The 18,448-nt window shown below is 69.9% G+C and carries 19 protein-coding genes; 13 read left to right on the top strand and 6 right to left on the bottom strand.

Going from position 1 to position 18,448, the window contains the following annotated elements:
- Positions 1-69: 69 nt before the first annotated feature.
- A complete protein-coding gene (locus tag H295_RS0112120; protein WP_020135630.1) occupies positions 70-414 on the top strand; it encodes an ArsR/SmtB family transcription factor in 345 nt (114 codons plus the stop codon).
- Between the two features lie 27 nt (positions 415-441).
- On the opposite strand, the gene H295_RS0112115 is transcribed toward H295_RS0112120, so the two are convergent.
- The 6 genes from H295_RS0112115 to H295_RS43150 form a co-directional block, all read right to left on the bottom strand.
- Positions 442-1,623: an NADH:flavin oxidoreductase gene (locus H295_RS0112115; RefSeq protein ID WP_020135629.1), complete on the bottom strand. Its 1,182-nt coding sequence runs from the start codon at positions 1,621-1,623 to the stop codon at positions 442-444.
- 20 nt (positions 1,624-1,643) lie between these two features.
- Positions 1,644-2,303 (bottom strand): NADPH-dependent F420 reductase, encoded by a 660-nt coding sequence (locus H295_RS0112110; protein WP_020135628.1) that lies wholly within the window; start codon positions 2,301-2,303, stop codon positions 1,644-1,646.
- 83 nt (positions 2,304-2,386) lie between these two features.
- Positions 2,387-3,103, bottom strand: a complete 717-nt coding sequence (locus tag H295_RS0112105; protein ID WP_020135627.1) for an AAA family ATPase — start codon at positions 3,101-3,103, stop codon at positions 2,387-2,389.
- A 356-nt stretch (positions 3,104-3,459) separates the two neighbouring features.
- Positions 3,460-4,041, bottom strand: a complete 582-nt coding sequence (locus H295_RS44745; protein ID WP_020135626.1) for a TetR/AcrR family transcriptional regulator — start codon at positions 4,039-4,041, stop codon at positions 3,460-3,462.
- 128 nt (positions 4,042-4,169) lie between these two features.
- Positions 4,170-5,279, bottom strand: a complete 1,110-nt coding sequence (locus tag H295_RS0112095; protein WP_020135625.1) for a hypothetical protein — start codon at positions 5,277-5,279, stop codon at positions 4,170-4,172.
- Positions 5,276-6,289, bottom strand: a complete 1,014-nt coding sequence (locus tag H295_RS43150; RefSeq protein WP_020135624.1) for a ScbA/BarX family gamma-butyrolactone biosynthesis protein — start codon at positions 6,287-6,289, stop codon at positions 5,276-5,278. The genes H295_RS0112095 and H295_RS43150 overlap by 4 nt, the downstream gene beginning before the upstream one ends.
- A gap of 167 nt (positions 6,290-6,456) precedes the next feature.
- Between H295_RS43150 and H295_RS0112085 the strand changes: the two genes are divergently transcribed.
- The 12 genes from H295_RS0112085 to H295_RS0112030 all read left to right on the top strand — a co-directional run.
- Entirely contained in the window at positions 6,457-7,140 is a 684-nt protein-coding gene (locus H295_RS0112085) for a ScbR family autoregulator-binding transcription factor (protein ID WP_020135623.1), read from the top strand.
- A 31-nt stretch (positions 7,141-7,171) separates the two neighbouring features.
- A complete protein-coding gene (locus H295_RS0112080) occupies positions 7,172-7,867 on the top strand; it encodes an HAD family hydrolase (RefSeq protein WP_020135622.1) in 696 nt (231 codons plus the stop codon).
- A gap of 244 nt (positions 7,868-8,111) precedes the next feature.
- Positions 8,112-9,224 carry a ParB/RepB/Spo0J family partition protein gene (locus tag H295_RS0112075; protein ID WP_020135621.1) on the top strand — a complete coding sequence of 371 codons (1,113 nt, stop codon included), beginning with the start codon at positions 8,112-8,114 and terminating at the stop codon, positions 9,222-9,224.
- A gap of 124 nt (positions 9,225-9,348) precedes the next feature.
- Positions 9,349-10,050, top strand: coding sequence for a thioesterase II family protein (locus H295_RS43145; RefSeq protein ID WP_020135620.1), 702 nt, complete (start codon positions 9,349-9,351; stop codon positions 10,048-10,050).
- Between the two features lie 290 nt (positions 10,051-10,340).
- Positions 10,341-11,909 (top strand): acyl-CoA carboxylase subunit beta, encoded by a 1,569-nt coding sequence (locus H295_RS0112065; RefSeq protein WP_020135619.1) that lies wholly within the window; start codon positions 10,341-10,343, stop codon positions 11,907-11,909.
- Positions 11,910-11,953: 44 nt separating this feature from the next.
- Positions 11,954-12,142 carry an acyl-CoA carboxylase epsilon subunit gene (locus tag H295_RS0112060; protein ID WP_020135618.1) on the top strand — a complete coding sequence of 63 codons (189 nt, stop codon included), beginning with the start codon at positions 11,954-11,956 and terminating at the stop codon, positions 12,140-12,142.
- 33 nt (positions 12,143-12,175) lie between these two features.
- Positions 12,176-13,312, top strand: coding sequence for a pyruvate dehydrogenase (acetyl-transferring) E1 component subunit alpha (gene pdhA, locus H295_RS0112055; protein ID WP_020135617.1), 1,137 nt, complete (start codon positions 12,176-12,178; stop codon positions 13,310-13,312).
- Position 13,313: 1 nt separating this feature from the next.
- Entirely contained in the window at positions 13,314-14,312 is a 999-nt protein-coding gene (locus H295_RS0112050) for an alpha-ketoacid dehydrogenase subunit beta (protein ID WP_020135616.1), read from the top strand.
- Between the two features lie 8 nt (positions 14,313-14,320).
- Positions 14,321-15,640 (top strand): dihydrolipoamide acetyltransferase family protein, encoded by a 1,320-nt coding sequence (locus H295_RS0112045; RefSeq protein WP_106960824.1) that lies wholly within the window; start codon positions 14,321-14,323, stop codon positions 15,638-15,640.
- Between the two features lie 6 nt (positions 15,641-15,646).
- Positions 15,647-17,404: an acetolactate synthase large subunit gene (locus H295_RS43140; protein ID WP_020135614.1), complete on the top strand. Its 1,758-nt coding sequence runs from the start codon at positions 15,647-15,649 to the stop codon at positions 17,402-17,404.
- A 20-nt stretch (positions 17,405-17,424) separates the two neighbouring features.
- A complete protein-coding gene (ilvN, locus tag H295_RS0112035; RefSeq protein ID WP_020135613.1) occupies positions 17,425-17,964 on the top strand; it encodes an acetolactate synthase small subunit in 540 nt (179 codons plus the stop codon).
- Between the two features lie 47 nt (positions 17,965-18,011).
- Positions 18,012-18,448, top strand: a 437-nt coding sequence (locus H295_RS0112030; protein ID WP_020135612.1) for an NAD(P)-binding domain-containing protein, incomplete at its 3' end; no start/stop codon positions are given.

Raw genomic sequence — 18,448 nt, 5'->3', positions numbered from 1 at the left:
ATCGTCGTATGGCTTTCCTCGTCATATGACAGCCGTCGTACGATGTGCAGTGGAACAGGGAGGCATGAAGTGACCGCACGGACCGCCGAGGAACGCATCACCGACCATCCCGACGCTCAGGACATCACGCTGCAGGGCGTCCTGGAGGCCCTCGCCGACCCGGTGAGGCGCAGCATCGTCCGTCAGATCGCGGGCGCCGCCGACGAGAGAAAGTGCGGCACCTTCGACATCTCCGTGACGCGGTCCACCGGCACCCATCACTTTCGCGTGCTGCGCCAGTCCGGCATCATCCGGCAGTACTACATGGGTACGTCGAAGATGAACATCCTGCGCCGGGATGACCTCGACCGGGCATTTCCCGGCCTGCTGGACGCGGTCGTCGAGGCGGCCAACCGGGAGGTCGCCCGGCGCTGAGCCACCGGGCCTTCGCGCAGGCCCGGCTCAGTCGAGGGTGTTGAGCATGGCGGCGTCGAAGTCACGCAGCTCGTGGGTGCGCCCGGAGCGGACCGACTCCGCCCACGCGGGGTTCGCGACCAGCGCGCGCCCCACCGCGACGAGGTCGAACTCGCCCTGGGCCAGCCGCTCGGCGACCAGCTCGATGTCGGCTGTCTCGGCCCCCTTGCCCTCGACGTAGCCCAGGTAGTCGCTGTCCTTCAGCCCGACCGACCCGACCGTGATGGTGGGCTGCCCGGTCACCTTCTTCACCCAGCCTGCAAGGTTCAGAGGCGAACCCTCGAACTCGGGTCGCCAGAAGCGTCGCGTCGAGCAGTGGAACACATCGACCCCCGCCTCCACGAGCGGTGTGAGCAGCGCCTCCAGCTCCTTGGGACCGTCCGCGATACGTGCCGTGTAGTGCGCCACCTTCCACTGGGAGATGCGCAGGATGACGGGGAAGCCGGGGCCCGCCTCCGCACGGCAGGCGCGCACCACCTCGGCGCAGAACCGGATCCGGCCCGCCAGATCCCCGCCGTAGCGGTCGGTGCGGCGGTTGGTGACGTTCCAGAAGAACTGGTCGAAGAGATAGCCGTGCGCGGCGTGCAGTTCGATGCCGTCGAAGCCGATGCGCCGGGCGTCGGCGGCGGCCCGGCCGAATGCGTCGATCACATCCGCAATGTCCGACTCGGACATCGCACGTGCGGGAAGGCCGTCCGGGTCCATCCCGGAGGGGTCCACGCCGGACGGGCTCAGCAGCCCACCGGGCGGCTCGAAGAGTTCCACCCCCTTCGGGGCCGTACGGCGTGCCTCTTCCAGCGACCTGCCCCACAGCAGCGGGTCCTGGCCCACATGCCACAGCTGGGGGACGATTCTGCCTCCGGCGCCATGCACCGCGCGGGCCACCTCGGCCCAGCCGGCGAGCGCGTCGGCCCCGTGGAAGCGGGGCACCGACGGCCGGTTCCCTGCGGCGTGATGGCCGACGAACGTGCCCTCGGTGATGATCAGTCCTACGCCGTGCTCGGCACGGCGCGCGTAGTAGCGGGCGACGTCCGCGCCCGGCACACCGCCGGGGGAGAGGTCCCGGGACATCGGGGCCATGACGATACGGTTCTCCAGGGCCAGAGAACCCACCTTGAACGGAGTGAAGAGATGCTCGGCGGCGGTGGTGGGGCCCGTTGCAGTGCTCACGTGAGTGATGTCCTTCCGTCTCAGCCGGTGAACCCGGCGGCCACCCGCAGGTCAGCCGGAGTGAACATGTGAGGGAAGACCGCACCGCCGGGGTCGAGCGCGGCCGAGTCGTCCAGTCCACCCAGGTCGACGGGGACGAAGCCGGCGTCGTGCACCAGCTGGGCGACCACGTCCTTGGCCCCGGCGTCGTCGCCCGCCAGCGCCATGCCCCAGAAGTGACGCTGCCGGGTGCCCCGCGACCACAGCAGTTCGTCCATGACATGGGTGAACGCCCTGACCACCGTGGCGTCCGGCAGCAGCTTGGCGGTGTGCCGCCCCTGGGTGAGCCCGCCGCCGAGGGTGGAGACCACACGCCCGTCCTCGGTGAGGACCACGGGGTTGGTGGCATCGATGACGATCTTCCCGGCCAGCCGGTCGCCGATCGTGTCCAGCAGCTCCTCCAGGGCGGGATGCGGCACGGACAGCAGGACGACGTCCGAGACCTGTGCGGCTTCGGCGAGCGTCGCCGCGCGTGCCCCGCCGTCCAGCGAGGCGACGAAGGGGGAGAGGTGCTCGGGGGAGCGGGAGCCGAAGGTCACCGTGTGGCCGGCGGCCACCCAGTGGCGGCCGATCGGCTGCCCGACATTTCCCGCGCCCAGGATGCCGAGCCGGCGCGATGCGTGCGAGGTGGATTCAGTCATGACGGCAAGGTCCCTTTGCAGAGGTCGGATTCGGGGCGTGGAGCGCTGTGCCACCGGCGCCTCGCCGGTGGCACAGCACGGCCTCAGGCAGCGGCCCGGGCCGCTGCCGCGTTGCGCTCGGCCTCGCTACGGACGTCGAGACGGGCGTAGTCCTCACCCGCCGCGGCGATGGCCTCCTCGATGGACATCACCTTCGGGAAGCCGAAGCGCTCGGTGATGGCCTCCAGACGCTCGGGGATCGAGCCGCCGATGATGTGAACGGGGATCTTGAGCTCCTCCTGCAGCACGCTGAGCAGGAGCTGGTCCGACATCTCCCGGAAGCGCTCGTTGACCGGCCGGTGCCCGTTGGGGTCGAGCGGGAACTCGATCGGCAGATGGACGAAGGCGTCGTACGTCTCCTTGGCGTACTGCTTCAGCGCGACGCCCAGCTGCGACACCACCTGCTCATAGAAGCGGATCTCGTCGGTCTTCTCCACGGAGTCGAGACCGATGGACTCGTTCGGGTTGATGCCGACGGTGACGCGCACGGTGGCGTAGGTCCACTCGTGCAGCGAGGAGCCGTCGGAAATGTATCCGCCCGGCAGGTGGCTCTCGTGGACGGCGCGTTCGACGTACCGCCGCATCACCAGCTGGATGAGTTCCGCGGCATTGCACTCCTCGAGGGTTTTGCCGGGCACTGCGTGCGGCAGGATCTCGCGCATCGTCTTGGCGTGCGTACGCGGAATGCCCGTCAGGTGGGCCAGTGCCATCGTGGTGAGCGTCTTGCCGGAGGAATACGTCCCGGAAATGGCAAGCTTCATTGTGCGTTCGCCTCTCTGCAGGAAATGGAGGAAACCGGTGGCCGGGGCGCAGCAGTTCGGGTTCGGAGCCGGTGGGGTGATATCACCGCCGTTACCACCGGGCATTGCACACCGGAAAGTCACGCGCCATCAGGCCGGCCAACAGGGGGCCCGATCAATTACGTTGGCGCCGCCATACGTATTGCAGACTAGCGAACGAAAAAGCGGCGCCGCCAGCATTACCGATTGCACAGCGGACGGGTGACGGAATACGCCGCGGGACATCGGGCCGCACCGCCGTGTGCGACTGGCGCCGGCCCTCGGTTGCACACGAGGGCCGCGGCACGGACACGGTTCGAGGGGACGGAACCGGGGCACTAGCCGAGATCGAGGGCGGTCCGCAGGATCTCCCAGGGCCGGTCCGGATCCACCTCGACACCCTGCGTCGTCTCCCAGGGCGGCAGATGCGAAGTCCCGTACACCAGAGCAAGAATGAGGTACGCGACGGTCTCCGCCGGATACGGCCGGCCCAGTCCCTTCTCCTCCTGGGCCCTGCGCACGCTTCTGACCAGCTCACGGCGGATTCCCTCGAACAAGCCCGGCGGGCCGCTCGGTGAGAGTTCACAGTCGGCGGCCAGGCGCAGCGCCGCCCGGAAGCGCACGTTGGTCTCCAACTGGCCGCGTAGCTCACGGATCAGGTCGGCGAGGATCGTGTCGGCGGGGACGGCGAGCTCGGACGCGTCGCCGCTCATCCGCCGCCACTGCTGGGCGCTTTCGACGACCAGGGCGGACGCGAGATGGCGTTTGGACGGGAAGTGCCCGTACAGGGCGCCCTTGGTCATGCCCGTCCGTGCGACCACGGCATCGAGTTTCGTGGCCGCGTAGCCGTGGACGGCGAACTCCTCCGCCGCTGCATCCAGCAGCCTTGCTCTCGTCTGCCGCGCTCTGACCTGTTTCACCACCGAAGTACCTCTCCTCGTTTCCTTCACGGAGAGTAAACATACCTGACTGAAGGTATATTATCGACCTCGAAGAGGAGGCAGCGCACCGCTCGTCGCGCGCTGCCTCCTCAGTGGGTATCCCGCCGTCAGGACCCGAGCACGACTTCCGCGTACTCGGTGGCCGCGCCCTCGGCCCGGAGGGCGGCGTGCGAGGCGGCGGTGGTCACGTCCCGCCAGCACCGCTGCAGCGCGGACCCCTCCGCGTGGGCCCGCGCGCCGGCGGCCCGGAACAGCCGGTCGGCCGCCTCGGCGCACAGCTGGACGGCCAGCACCGCGTCACGCCGGTTCTCGGCGGCGAGCAGCGGCGTCACCTCGGCGTGGTCGGCGCGGAACGCGGCACGCTCCAGCAGCAGCCCGGCGGCGTCGATCTCGCCCGCGGAACGGGCGAGCACCCGCGCCGCCTCCGCCGACCGCCCCTGGGTGAATCCGGCCGTCCGGCAGGCCGCCAGGGCCTCGCCGAAGGCGGCCAGCGCGCCCCGCGCCGCCCCCAACACCGGCGCCGCGAACATCAGGGCGCCCACCATCAGATAGGGGACCGTGTGGCAGCGGTCGGCACCGGCCAGAGGGTGGCGCAGGTCCTCCAGAGTGAACGTGAGATGCGCTGGCACCTCCGCCCCAGCCACCTCGACCGCGTGGCTGCCCGTCGCCCGCATGCCCAGCGAGCGCCAGGTGTCCAGGACCTCCACCTCGGCGCGCGGGACGGCGAGGATACGGTGCTCCGGCTGTCCCGACTCGTGCGTCCGGCAGGCCAGCAGCAACCACCGGGCGTGGTCGGCACCACTGGCGAAGGCCCAACGGCCCCGGATCCGCCAGCCGTTCGCCGTCCGCTCTGCCTCGCCCTGCGGCGGCATGATGGAGGCGGCGATGGCAACATCCGGCGACTCGCCCCACAGTGCACGCCTGCCCTCCTCGGGGAGGTAGGCGGCCAGCCGCCCGTGCGCCGCGAAGAGTGTGGCGCACCAGGCGGTGGACGCACACGTCTGGGCCAGCCTCGCCGAGGCGGACAGCAGCGAGGAGAACCCGCCGGCCGCGCCACCGAGGTCCCGTGGGACGAAGTGCCGGGCGAATCCGCCCGCCACCACGGCCGCGGCGGTCTCCGTGCTCAGCCGGTGGTGGGCCTGCATCTCGTCGAGGTCCCGGTGGGCGACCTTCGCCGCGTGCTCGATCCGGTCCGCGGGCAGTTCGGCGGCGTTCATGAGGACACCTCGCCGTTTCCGCAAGGGCAGGAGGCTTCCCCGAAACGGGCCGTGGCCAGTACCGCGCTCCCCTGCACCGCGGTCACCTCCACCACCGCTGCTCCGGCCGTCCGCTGTCCTTGCCCCGGCAACTGGGCGCTGATCCGCACCGGTGCGTCCAGCTCGCCGAATGCGCCGTAGCTCGCCGTGGCGGCGTCGAGCGAGGGACGGAAGGGCAGCTTGGCGGCGTGCGCCGCCTGCCGGAACGCCTCCAGTAACAGGATGCCGGGTATGTGGTCCGACTCGTGGTCGAACAGCACGGGGTGGTCCCGGTTCATGTGCAGCCACCAGTCGCGCCCGGTACGCTCCTGCCCCTCGGCGAGCAGCACGTGCTCCTCGTGGGCGTATCCCACCTCCCGCGGAGCCAGCGGGCGCGGGGCCCGGGGCGCCGCGCCCGTCACCAGGTCCGCCGGGGAACGCGTCGTCCGGGTGCGGATCAGGTGGTAGCGCCGGGGATCCAGCACCTCCCAGCGCATACCGGCCCGGCCGAGGGCGAGGCCGTCGACGTACATCACGGCGTCGAGGGCCATGCCGAAGCGGCGCGGAGCGGTCGTGGTGGGAGTGCAGGTGACGTCGAGGGTGACCGGAAGCGGGGCCCCGCGCCAGGCCGGCAGCCCCCGCCGGTCGGTGTCGAAGTAGAGCGTGGAGAGGAGGAAGGGATGGCCCGGCGGTATGCCGTAATAGGTGTGAGAGAGGTGGATCAGCGCCTGCCGTATCGTCTCCACCAGCAACAGCGGGTCGCCCGGCGCGCGCCCGCCCTGATGGTGCAGGAAGCGGTCGCGGGGCCAGAGCGCGGCGACCGTGAACCGGTGATCGCTTTGTTGTACGGCGTCGGTCAGGAGCACCTCGCCCGCCGCCGCCTTGTGCACCTTCGCGGGTGGCAGAGGGCGGGTGAACGAAAGGCGCGGGCCCGGTGCGTACGCCGTGATCCGGGAAGACAGCGATGGCGTGGTCAGCGTGTCGGTGAGCATGCGGGAAGTCGCCTCCAGGGTGAGACGCCGCCCAGGGCAGGACTGGTCACCCTCCCCCGTGCGACGCATGTCCCGGCCGAAAGACCGGTGCACAACAGGGGGAGAAATATACCTGAGGGAAGGTATATTGCGAGGGGCTTGATTGATCCTTGAAGGAGCGGAAATCTGTGAGACACACCAGGCCGGCCACCGCGGGTCAACCGGTGGAGCCCGGCGGCAAACCCCGGAAGTCCCCCGTCGTGCGCGGTCCGGACCCGCGCCAGGACCGGGCCGTGCGCACGCGGGCGCACATCCTGCGGTGCGCGGCGGAGATCTTCGCCGTACGCGGCTATCCGTATACGTCCATCACGGACGTTGCTCAGCAGGTCGGCATGACCAAGGGGGCGGTCTACTTCCACTTCCCGAACAAGGAGTCCCTGGCCGTCGCGGTGGTGGAGGAGCTCTACTCGCGCTGGCCCCTCACGCTGGAGGAGGTCCGCGCCAAGGGGCTGTCCCCGCTGGACACGGCCATCGAGATGTTCAACCAGGCCACCGAAGCCTTCCAGAGCGACCCGATCATCCAGGCCGGCACCCGGCTGCAGAACGAGCGGGCCTTCATCGACGCCGACCTGCCCGCGCCCTACCTGGACTGGACGAACCTCATCTCCTCCCTGCTGCGTGAGGCGCAGGTCATGGGGCAGCTCCGGGACGGCGTGGACCCGGACGAGGCGGCTCGGGTGACCGTGGCGGCGTTCTTCGGCATGCAGCACATCTCGGACAATCTCTACCTGCGTGCAGACATAAGGGAGCGCTGGCGAGAGGTCCGCGACCTGCTCTTTCCGGCCCTGCGCGCCCGGCCCGACCAGCGCTGACCCGCCGCGCAGCCCCATGACTGGAGCCCCTGTGACCGAGCCTGTCCGCCTCGTGTTCAGCGACGTCGACGAGACGCTGATCCACTGCAAGAGCATGTTCGACTTCCTCGACTTCCACTTCGTCCGGACACACGGACCGCGCGGCGCCCTGCGCGCCCGCGACGTGCGGGAGAACCTCGCCGCACTGACCGCAGGCGGGACGCCGCGCGAGCACGCCAACCGCGCCTACTACCGGGCGTGGGCGGGGGAGCCGGCCCACGAGGTCGCCGCCTCGGGGGCCGACTGGTTCGCGGAGCGCTCGGCGGACGAGCGCTTCTATGTCCGCGCGACACGCGACGCTCTGCTGGGGCACCGGGCCGATGGTGCCGCCATCGTCCTGGTGTCCGGCTCGTTCCCGGCGATCCTCGATCCGATCGCGGCGGACGTCGGGGCGGCCCACGTGGTGTGCAGCCTGCCCGAAGCGCGGGGCGGCGTGCTGACCGGCGAACTCGTCGGCGAGCCGATCATCGGCGAGGAGAAGCGGACCGCTGTCCAGCGGCTGTTGCGCGCCCACCCGCACATCGACGCGGCGGACTGCCACGCGTACGGCGACCACGTCTCGGACCTACCCATGCTCACCGAGGTCGGGCACCCGGTCGTCGTCGGAGATCCCGACCTGGCGCGTCGGTTGCCCGGTAGCCGCCTCCTGCCGACGGATGCCGGTACCCCCTCGCCGGTGGGCGACTGACCCCCGATGGGTCCGTCCCCTCGCTGGTAACAGAGATTTCACTCTCCGAAACAAACATACCTTCCTCAAGGTATGTTTCTCGTGGCATGATGATGCGAACACCAAAGGTTCGGTGTCAGTCCGTCCTGGCCCACACCCACGACACCCGGGTGCGGCGTGAGTTGGCGGGGCTCCTCACGAGGCGGGCCCCGCCGGTCGCCGCAGGTGGACACCGGGTTCACGCCGAAAGTCGGAGGAAAGTCCTGTGAATCGTGAGACCGCACCCGATCGCCCCGCCGCGCGACCGGAGCTGAACACCGGTTCTCCGGAGGCGCAATGGGCGCCGACCCTCTCGCCGGTGGAGTCGGTCCCGATCGACGCGCTGCTGCCAGGAGACTCGCCCCGCATCGCCGGGGAGTCCCCGGAGCACCTCAGATCCCTTGCGGAGGCCGCGGAGCCGCTGCCCCCGATCACCGTCCACCGCCCCACCATGCGAGTGATCGACGGCATGCACCGGCTCCGGGTTGCCGCCGAGCAGGGCAGGACCCACATACCCGCGCGGTTCTTCGACGGCGCGGAACGAGATGCCTTCGCCCTGTCCGTGCAGCACAACACACGCCACGGCCTGCCGCTGTCCACAGCAGACCGGACCGCGGCCGCCACCCGCATCCTCACCTCCCACCCCGAGTGGTCGGACCGGATGGTCGCCTCGATCACCGGCCTGTCCACGAAGTCGGTACGGGCGCTGCGGCGCACCGAGACCGAGCTGATACCGCAGGCCACCACCCGGCTGGGGCGGGACGGAAGGCTGCGTCCGGTGGACAGTTCGCCGGGACGCCTGCGCGCGAGCGAACTGCTCAGGGCGAACCCGCAGGCTTCTCTGCGCGCCGTCGCCGGCGAGGCCGGTATCTCCCCGGGGACCGTGCGCGACGTGCGGGACCGGCTGAGGCGGGGCGAGGATCCGCTGCCCGCCAAGCGTCGCCCCGCCGCGGGCCGGACTCCGGCCGCCCCGGTGAGCTGCAGTGGCCGGCCGTCCCGGAACCGGCAGCAGGACCCCGTGTCCGCCCTGGAGCGGCTGACGAACGACCCCGCTCTCCGACTGACTGAGAGCGGCCGTCACCTGCTGCGGCTGCTGGCCGCCAACATCATGGGGGAGGAGCACCGGGACCGGCTGCTGCGCGACATCCCGCCGCACTGTGCCGACCGTATCTCCCAGCTCGCCCTGGAATGCGCGGAGGGCTGGTGGCGCATCGCTCAGCAGGTCGACGGCGGGCAGGGACGCCCGCGGAGCGGCGCGGCGGACGGTGACGCACCCCGCGCGGCAGGTCCGCTCGTCCCGGCCGGCCCCGGGAGGGGCGTTGTCGCGGCAGCCGTCTGACCCGGCCGACCCCTCGTGCCGTACGGACCGCGCGGCCGGGCCGTGCAACCGGGGCCGGTCCGCGGTCGCACACCGGCCGGCGCCCCCGCCGGGGAGGCCGGAGGGCCCGGCCGGGCCGATCCCGATGTTCGGCTTCCATCCCGCGGGCGGCGGCACGGCCTTCTTCTCCGGCTGGCAGCGCGCCCTGGGGGAGCGGGTCCGGGTCGTCCCGGTACGGCTCCCGGGGCGCGACGTGAGCGCCGCGAGCCACCGGCACCGCCTGCTGTCCTCACTCGTGGCGGCCGTGGACGACCACCTCGGGCCGCAGTTGGAGCAGCCGTACCTGCTCTACGGCCACAGCATGGGCGCACTGATCGCCTACCACCTCGCCCGGCTGCGCGCGGCGACCGGCCGCCGGCTGCCCGAACAACTGCTGGTCGGTGCGTACCCGGCCCCGCACCTACCGCATCCGCTGCATCGGGCAGGACAGCTGACTGATCCCGAACTGACCGAGCTGCTGCTGGACTTCGCCGCACTGCCCGCCGCGCTGCGCGGTGACCGGCGCTGGCTTGTCGACCGCATCGCGCTCGTCCGGGCCGACATCGCTCTGTGCGAGAGCCAGGGCCTCGACGGGCCGCGGCCGCCGCTTCCCTGCCCGGTCGAGGTCTTCACCGGAGTCGGCGATCCCCTGGTGACGGTTCCGGCCGCGGCGGCCTGGGCCACGCACACGGACCGCGCCTGCACCCTGCACACGCTGCTCGGCGGGCATTTCTTCCCCCGCGAATCCAAGAAGCAATTCTTCGGCGCGCTCAATAGCGTGATGACTCGGCTGACTTCGCGGTCCTGACCTGCCACCACTCCGCATTGGCGGCAGAATTTCCGGCGCTTTCCGTGGCGTTCGCGCGCCATAATTCTCGACTGTGCGGCGTCCACCCTGAGAAAGGTTGCGGCCGCGACGGAGAACGGGGCAGAGTTATCCCGTATCCACCGGGCCGAGCGCCCGAACTAAACGCCATCACCCCTGAACCGGAATGCGGATTCACTCCTTCGAAATACCGGTTCCGCAGCAGGGCCGATCGGCATCGCTTTCCCAGGCATTCGCCTACCCGAAGATTTCCGGACTCGCAGGAGACTTGGATGGACCACACCCCGCGCCAGAACTCCCGCGGGCGCGCCACCGAGCTGCACGCGATCCGTGAACACGCCCGGCGGGGACCCGGCGAGCGCGCCACCCGCACCCAGCACGACAAAGGCAAGCTGACCGCACGGGAGCGCATCGACCTCCTGCTGGACGACGGCTCCTTCCACGAGGTCGAGCTGCTGCGCAGGCACCGCGCGACCGGCTTCGGCATGGAGGCGAGGAGGCCGCACACCGACGGAGTGATCACTGGCTGGGGCACCGTCCACGGCCGTAGCGTCTTCGTCTACGCCCATGACTTCCGGATCTTCGGTGGCGCCCTCGGCGAGGCGCACGCAGCCAAGATCCACAAGATCATGGACATGGCCCTCAAGGCAGGTGCGCCCCTGGTGTCGCTCAACGACGGCGCGGGCGCCCGCATTCAGGAGGGTGTCGTGGCCCTCGCGGGCTACGGCGGCATCTTCCGGCGCAACACCGAAGCGAGTGGGGTCATCCCGCAGATCTCGGTGATGCTCGGCCCCTGCGCGGGCGGCGCCGCCTACAGCCCGGCACTCACCGACTTCGTGTTCATGGTCCGCGACACCTCCCAGATGTTCATCACCGGCCCGGACGTGGTCAGGGCGGTGACCGGCGAAGAGGTCAGCACGAACGCCCTTGGCGGCGCCGACGTGCACGCCGGGACCAGCGGTGTGTGCCACTTCGCCCACGACGACGAGCAGACCTGCCTGGAGGAGGTCCGCTACCTGCTCTCCCTTCTCCCGGCCAACAACAGGGAGCACCCACCGTCGATCACCTGCGACGACCCGCCAGGCCGGGACGGCTCCGCGCTTCTCGACCTGGTCCCGGCCGACGGCAGCCGGCCGTACGACATGCGCGCGGTCGTCGAGGAGATCGTCGATGGCGGCGAGTACCTGGAACTGCATGAACGCTGGGCCACCAACGTGATCGTCGCGTTGGCCCGGCTCGGCGGCGAGGTGGTGGGCGTTGTCGCCAGCCAGCCGCTGTCGCTGGCCGGTGTCCTGGACATCGAGGCTTCCGAGAAGGCGGCCCGCTTCGTCCAGATGTGCGACGCCTTCAACATCCCCCTCGTCACCCTGATCGACGTCCCAGGCTTCCTGCCAGGCGTCGACCAGGAGCACGGCGGCATCATCCGGCATGGCGCCAAGCTGCTGTACGCCTACTGCAACGCGACCGTGCCGCGGGTGTCGGTGGTGCTGCGCAAAGCCTACGGCGGTGCCTACATCGTCATGGACTCCCAGTCCATCGGAGCCGACCTCACCTACGCCTGGCCCACCAACGAGATCGCGGTGATGGGCGCCGAGGGCGCCGCCAACATCGTCTTCCGCAAGCAGATCGCCGAGGCACCCGACCCCGCGGTCATGAGGGCCCGCATGGTCAAGGAGTACGCGGCCGAGCTGATGCACCCGTACTACGCGGCCGAACGGGGTCTGGTGGACGACGTGATCGACCCGGCCGCCACCCGCGAGGTGCTCATCCGCTCCCTGGAGATGCTCCGCAGCAAGCACGCCGACCTGCCCGCACGCAAGCACGGCAACCCGCCGCAGTAGCGCCCGTACGGCTTCCCGTTCCTTCCCTCTTGGAGACGACGACAGTGATCACTGCCGACAGCGGCCCGATCCGCGTGGAAAAGGGCCAGGCCGACGCGGAGGAACTGGCCGCCCTCACCGCGGTCCTGCTCGCCCGCGCCGCCCGCCGCATCCCCGCGCCGGCCTTCCGCCGCACCGTCCGCCGGTTTACTCCGCGGCCCGCCTTCCACGGCGCCCACAGCTGGCAGCGCTGACCCACCGCTCGCACACCGAAGAAGGAGGCACCCATGGGACGCACCGGAGTGGCGAGCCGCGGCCGCGGGAGCGCCAAGAGGACTGAGCGACGGCCGGAAGCCGTGGAGCTCGTACAACTGCTCACGCCGGAAGGCGAGTTGAAGGACCATCCCGACCACGCCGTCGAGCTGGAGCCCCAGGAACTGCGCGATCTGTACGAGGACATGGTCCTGGCCAGGCTCGTCGACGCCGAGGGCATCCTGCTGCAGCGCCAGGGCGAACTGGGCCTGTGGCCCTCGCTCCTGGGCCAGGAGGCCGCCCAGGTCGGTTCGGGCCGGGCCCTGGCCCCCGACGACCACGCGTTCCCCAGCTACCGGGACCACGGTGTCGCGCTCTGCCGTGACATGGACCCCGCGGACCTCTTCGCCCTGTTCCGCGGTGTCAACAACGGCGGCTGGGATCCCGCCGCGCACAACTTCCACCTCTACACCCTCGTCATCGGCTCCCAGACCCTGCACGCGACGGGCTATGCCATGGGCCTGACCAAGGACGGGGCGGACAGTGCCGTGATCGTCTACTTCGGGGACGGCGCGACCGCCCAGGGAGACGTCAGCGAGGCGTTCAACTTCGCCGCGCTGCACGACGCCCCCGTGGTGTTCTTCTGCCAGAACAACCAGTGGGCGATCTCCGAGCCGACCGAGAAGCAGACCCGGGTGCCGCTCTACCGGCGCGCCCAGGGCTTCGGCTTCCCCGGCGTGCGGGTGGACGGCAACGACGTGCTGGCCTGCCTGGCGGTCACCAGGTGGGCGCTGGAGCGCGCTCGCAACGGCGAGGGACCGACGCTGATCGAGGCGTTCACCTACAGGATGGGCGCGCACACCACCTCCGACGATCCCACCCGCTACCGGGACGCCGCGGAACTCGCCGAGTGGAGCGCAAAGGACCCCATCGCCCGACTCAAGGCCCTCCTGACCGACCGGGGCTGGGCCGACGACGCGTACTTCGCGGACGTCGACGACCGGTGCGGGCGGGCGGCACGTGCGGTACGCGAGCGTGTGCGCGCCATGCCCGACCCGGAGCCGGGCCTGATGTTCCGGCACATCCACGCGGACGGCCACGCGCTGGTGGACGAGGAGCATGCCCAGTTCACCGCCTACAACGCCGAGTTCGCAGCCTCGGAGGGATGCTGAGATGCCGGGACACACCTCTGGTACGGCGCCGGGCACACCCCTGGCGAAGGCGATCAACGAAGCTCTGCGCGCCAGCCTGGAGGCCGACCCCAAGGTCCTCGTCATGGGCGAGGACGTCGGCAGGCTCGGTGGTGTCTTCCGGGTGACCGACGGCCTGCAGAAGGACTTCGGCGAGGACCGGGTCGTCGACACCCCGCTCGCCGAGTCGGGCATCGTCGGCACCGCGATCGGTCTCGCCCTGCGCGGCTACCGCCCGGTGGTGGAGATCCAGTTCGACGGCTTCGTCTTCCCGGCCTACGACCAGATCGTCACCCAGCTCGCGAAGATGCACGCCCGTTCTCTGGGCAAGGTCAGGATGCCGGTCGTCATCCGCATCCCCTACGGCGGCGGCATCGGCGCGGTCGAGCACCACTCCGAGTCCCCGGAAACACTGTTCGCGCACGTGGCGGGCCTGAAGGTGGTCTCTCCGTCCAACGCCTCGGACGCGTACTGGATGCTGCGCCAGGCCATCACCGGGAACGACCCGGTCATCTACTTCGAACCCAAGCGCCGCTACTACGAGCGGGGCACGGTGGACACCTCGGCGACCGACCTCCCGCTGCACCGGGCCAGGGTGGTCAGGCCGGGCAATGACCTGACCCTGGTCGGCTACGGACCCGCCGTTCGCACCTGCCTGGAGGCCGCCGACGAGGCCGAACACCAAGGCCGCAGCATCGAAGTGCTCGACCTGCGCTCCATCTCCCCACTGGACTTCGACACCGTCCAGACCTCGGTGGAGAAGACCCGCCGCCTGGTCGTGGTGCACGAGGCGCCCGTGTTCTTCGGCTCGGGCGCGGAGATCGCGGCCCGCATCACCGAACGCTGCTTCTACCGCTTGGAGGCCCCGGTGCTGCGGGTCGGCGGTTACCACATGCCCTATCCCCCCTCGCGGTTCGAGGAGGAGTACCTGCCGGACCTGGACCGTGTCCTGTACGCGGTCGATCGTGCCATGGCGTTCTAAGGCGAGGAATCGTGACGACAACTGCGCAGCTCATCAGCGAGTTCAAACTGCCCGACGTGGGCGAGGGGCTCGTCGACGCCGAGATCCTCAAGTGGTACGTCCAGCCGGGCGACACCGTGACCGATGGCCAGGTCATCTGCGAGGTGGAGACCGCCAAGGCGGCCGTCGAACTGCCCATCCCCTACGACGGCGTGGTCCGCGAGCTGCACGTCTCCGAGGGCACCACGGTCCCCGTCGGCGCCGTGATCGTCTCGGTGGACACCGGTCCCGGCACGGACGAGGCTGCGGAGGGCCGGCAGCCAGTGCTGGTCGGTTACGGCGTGGCGGCTTCCTCCGCCAAGCGGCGCCCGCGCAAGAGCCCGGAGGTCACGGTCCCGGCGCCGGCGGTCCAGAGCGATATGAACGGCCACACCATGGCGGACGACCGGACCCGCCCGCTGGCCAAGCCGCCGGTGCGCAAACTGGCCAGAGACCTGGGCGTCGACCTCGCCACGGTCGCACCGTCCGGCCCGGACGGTGTCATCACCCGCGAGGACGTGTACGCGGCGGCAGCCTCGGCGCCTACGGTCACCGAGGCACCGGTGAGCGCCCCCGCGCCCGCAGCTCCTGTGGCGTCGTACGAGGGTGTGCGTGAGACCCGGATCCCGGTCAAGGGTGTCCGCAAGGCGACGGCGGCGGCGATGGTCGGCTCGGCATTCACCGCGCCGCACGTCACGGAGTTCGTGACGGTGGACGTCACCCGCACCCTGCGGCTGGTGAAGGAACTCAGGCAAGACAAGGAGTTCGCCGGCCTGCGGGTGAACCCGCTGCTGCTGATTGCCAAGGCGCTGCTGGTCGCCATCAAACGCAACCCGGAGATCAACGCGTCCTGGGACGAGGCGAACCAGGAGATCGTGCTCAAGCACTACGTCAGCCTGGGCATCGCCGCGGCCACCCCGCGCGGCCTGATCGTCCCGAACATCAAGGACGCCCACGACAAGACGCTCCCGCAGCTGGCCGAGGCCCTGGGCGAGCTGGTGTCGACGGCGAGGGAGGGCAAGACGTCCCCGGCGGCCATGCAGGGCGGCACTGTGACCATCACCAATGTCGGCGTCTTCGGCGTCGACACGGGCACGCCCATCCTCAACCCCGGCGAATCCGCGATCCTCGCGGTCGGCGCGATCAAGCTCCAGCCCTGGGTCCACAAGGGCAAGGTGAAGCCACGCCAGGTCACCACGCTGGCACTGAGCTTCGATCACCGCATCGTCGACGGCGAACTCGGCTCCAAGGTCCTCGCCGACATCGCGGCCGTCCTCGAACATCCCCGTCGCCTTCTCTTCTGGGGCTGATCTCCGATGCTGCTGACGGGTGCGCAGTCCCTCATCCGCTCTCTTGAGGAGGCCGGCGCTGAGACGGTGTTCGGTATTCCGGGTGGAGCGATCCTTCCGGCGTACGACCCGTTGATGGACTCGACACGGGTGCGTCATGTCCTGGTCCGTCATGAGCAGGGTGCCGGGCATGCGGCGACCGGTTACGCGCAGGCCACCGGGAAGGTGGGTGTCTGCATGGCGACGTCGGGTCCGGGTGCGACGAATCTGGTGACGCCGATCGCGGACGCCCACATGGACTCGGTGCCGCTCGTGGCGATCACCGGGCAGGTGGCCTCCAAGGCGATCGGCACGGACGCCTTCCAGGAGGCGGACATCGTGGGCATCACCATGCCGGTGACCAAGCACAACTTCCTGGTCACGAAGGCGGAGGACATTCCGCGGGTGATCGCGCAGGCGTTCCACATCGCTTCCACCGGCCGTCCGGGTCCGGTGCTGGTGGACATCGCCAAGGACGCGTTGCAGGCGCGGACGACGTTCAGCTGGCCGCCGGTGATGGATCTGCCGGGCTACCGGCCGGTGAGCCGACCGCATGCGAAACAGATCCGTGAGGCGGCCGGGCTGATCACGTCGGCGAAGCGGCCGGTGCTCTATGTCGGCGGTGGTGTCCTGAAGGCGCGGGCGACGGCGGAGCTGAAGGTACTCGCGGAGCTGACCGGGGCGCCGGTGACGACCACCCTGATGGCACTGGGCGCGTTCCCGGACAGTCACCCGCTGCATGTGGGGATGCCGGGCATGCACGGCAGCGTCGCGGCGGTCGCCGCCCTGCAGAAGGCGGATCTCATCGTGGCCCTGGGCGCCCGTTTCGACGACCGGGTCACCGGCAGGCTGGACAGCTTCGCCCCGCACGCCAAGATCGTCCACGCCGACATCGACCCCGCCGAGATCGGCAAGAACCGCGCCGCCGACGTGCCGATCGTCGGTGACGCCCGCGAGGTCATCGCCGACCTGGTCCAGGCCGTCCAGAAGGAGCACAGCGAGAGCCACAAGGGGGATTACACCGCTTGGTGGAGTGATCTGAACCGCTGGCGTGAGACGTACCCGCTGGGCTACGAGCAGCCGGAGGACGGTTCGCTGTCGCCGCAGCAGGTGATCGAGCGGATCGGGCAGCTGGCGCCGGAGGGCACGATCTTCGCGGCGGGGGTGGGTCAGCATCAGATGTGGGCAGCGCACTTCATCCAGTACGACCGACCTGCCACCTGGCTGAATTCCGGTGGCGCCGGAACGATGGGGTACGCGGTCCCGGCCGCGATGGGCGCCAAGGCCGGCATGCCGGGCAACACCGTCTGGGCGATCGACGGTGACGGCTGCTTCCAGATGACCAATCAGGAGCTGACCACCTGTGCCCTGAACAACATCCCGATCAAGGTCGCCGTCATCAACAACGGGGCCCTGGGGATGGTCCGTCAATGGCAGACGTTGTTCTACAACCAGCGCTACTCCAACACCGTCCTGCACAGCGGCCAAGCCATGGGCACCCGCATCCCCGACTTCGTCAACCTGGCCGAAGCCATGGGCTGTTACGCGATCCGCTGCGAGGACCCGGCCGACCTCGACAAGGTCATCGAAGAGGCGAACTCCATCAACGACCGCCCGGTCGTCGTCGACTTCATCGTCCACGAGGACGCGATGGTGTGGCCGATGGTCGCCGCCGGCACCTCCAACGACGACATCTTGACCGCGCGGGACGTCCGCCCCGACTTCGGCGACAACCAAGACGACTGAGAGGGAACCGAGTCATCACCATGTCCAAGCACACGCTCTCCGTCCTGGTGGAGAACACCCCGGGCATCCTCGCTCGGATCGCCGCCCTGTTCTCCCGCCGCGGCTTCAACATCGACTCGCTCGCGGTCGGTGTCACTGAGCACCCCGACATCTCCCGCATCACCCTTGTCGTCGACGGCGAGGCAACCCCGCTGGAGCAGGTGATCAAACAGACCAGCAAGCTCGTCGAGGTGCTCCGGGCCGCGGAGATCCCGCCGGACAATGCCATCGCGCGCGAACTCGTTCTGGTGAAGGTCCGCGCCGACAACGGGACGCGCTCGCAGATCGTCGAGATCGTCCAGTTGTTCCGCGCCAAGACCGTCGACGTCTCCCCGCAGGTCGTCACGATCGAGGCCACGGGCAGCGCCGACAAGCTGTCCGCGATGCTCAGGATGCTGGAGCCATACGGCATCAAGGAACTGGTCCAGTCCGGCACGATCGCCATCGGCCGCGGAGCCCGGACCGTCAGCCGACCGCACTGGAACTCCACCGCCAGCCCTGACTGGCCTGCCATCGCCTGACCACTCGCACGCCGTATCCCAACCGCTGCGAAACGGAGCAACCTCCCATGAAAGCCGAGCTGTTCTACGACGCCGACGCCGACCTGTCCATCATCCAGGGCCGCAAGGTCGCGGTCATCGGTTACGGCAGCCAGGGCCACGCCCACGCGCTGTCGCTCCGTGACTCGGGTGTCGACGTGCGTGTCGGTCTGCACGAGGGCTCCAAGTCCAAGGCCAAGGCCGAGGAGCAGGGCCTGCGCGTGGTGACGCCGTCCGAGGCCGCCGCCGAGGCCGACGTCATCATGATCCTGGTCCCGGACCCGATCCAGGCCCAGGTCTACGAGGAGTCCGTCAAGGACAACCTGAGCGACGGCGACGCGCTGTTCTTCGGTCACGGCCTGAACATCCGCTTCGACTTCATCAAGCCGCCGGCGGGCGTCGACGTCTGCATGGTCGCCCCCAAGGGCCCCGGTCACCTCGTGCGCCGCCAGTACGAGGAGGGCCG

Source organism: Streptomyces sp. 351MFTsu5.1 (assembly GCF_000383655.1).
Taxonomy (GTDB): domain Bacteria; phylum Actinomycetota; class Actinomycetes; order Streptomycetales; family Streptomycetaceae; genus Streptomyces; species Streptomyces griseorubiginosus.
The sequence above is the reverse complement of the archived record's forward strand: the minus strand, read 5'-3'. Positions and strand labels throughout refer to the sequence as shown.

Excerpts from the sequence above, each read along its gene's own strand:
- H295_RS43140 (WP_020135614.1), top strand. The coding sequence starts at position 15,647 with ATGCTGCTGACGGGTGCGCAGTCCCTCATCCGCTCTCTTGAGGAGGCC.
- H295_RS0112105 (WP_020135627.1), bottom strand. The coding sequence starts at position 3,103 with ATGAAGCTTGCCATTTCCGGGACGTATTCCTCCGGCAAGACGCTCACC.
- H295_RS0112050 (WP_020135616.1), top strand. The coding sequence starts at position 13,314 with ATGCCGGGACACACCTCTGGTACGGCGCCGGGCACACCCCTGGCGAAG.
- pdhA (WP_020135617.1), top strand. The coding sequence starts at position 12,176 with ATGGGACGCACCGGAGTGGCGAGCCGCGGCCGCGGGAGCGCCAAGAGG.
- H295_RS0112065 (WP_020135619.1), top strand. The coding sequence starts at position 10,341 with ATGGACCACACCCCGCGCCAGAACTCCCGCGGGCGCGCCACCGAGCTG.
- H295_RS43145 (WP_020135620.1), top strand. The coding sequence starts at position 9,349 with ATGTTCGGCTTCCATCCCGCGGGCGGCGGCACGGCCTTCTTCTCCGGC.
- H295_RS0112095 (WP_020135625.1), bottom strand. The coding sequence starts at position 5,279 with ATGAACGCCGCCGAACTGCCCGCGGACCGGATCGAGCACGCGGCGAAG.
- H295_RS43150 (WP_020135624.1), bottom strand. The coding sequence starts at position 6,289 with ATGCTCACCGACACGCTGACCACGCCATCGCTGTCTTCCCGGATCACG.
- H295_RS0112110 (WP_020135628.1), bottom strand. The coding sequence starts at position 2,303 with ATGACTGAATCCACCTCGCACGCATCGCGCCGGCTCGGCATCCTGGGC.
- ilvN (WP_020135613.1), top strand. The coding sequence starts at position 17,425 with ATGTCCAAGCACACGCTCTCCGTCCTGGTGGAGAACACCCCGGGCATC.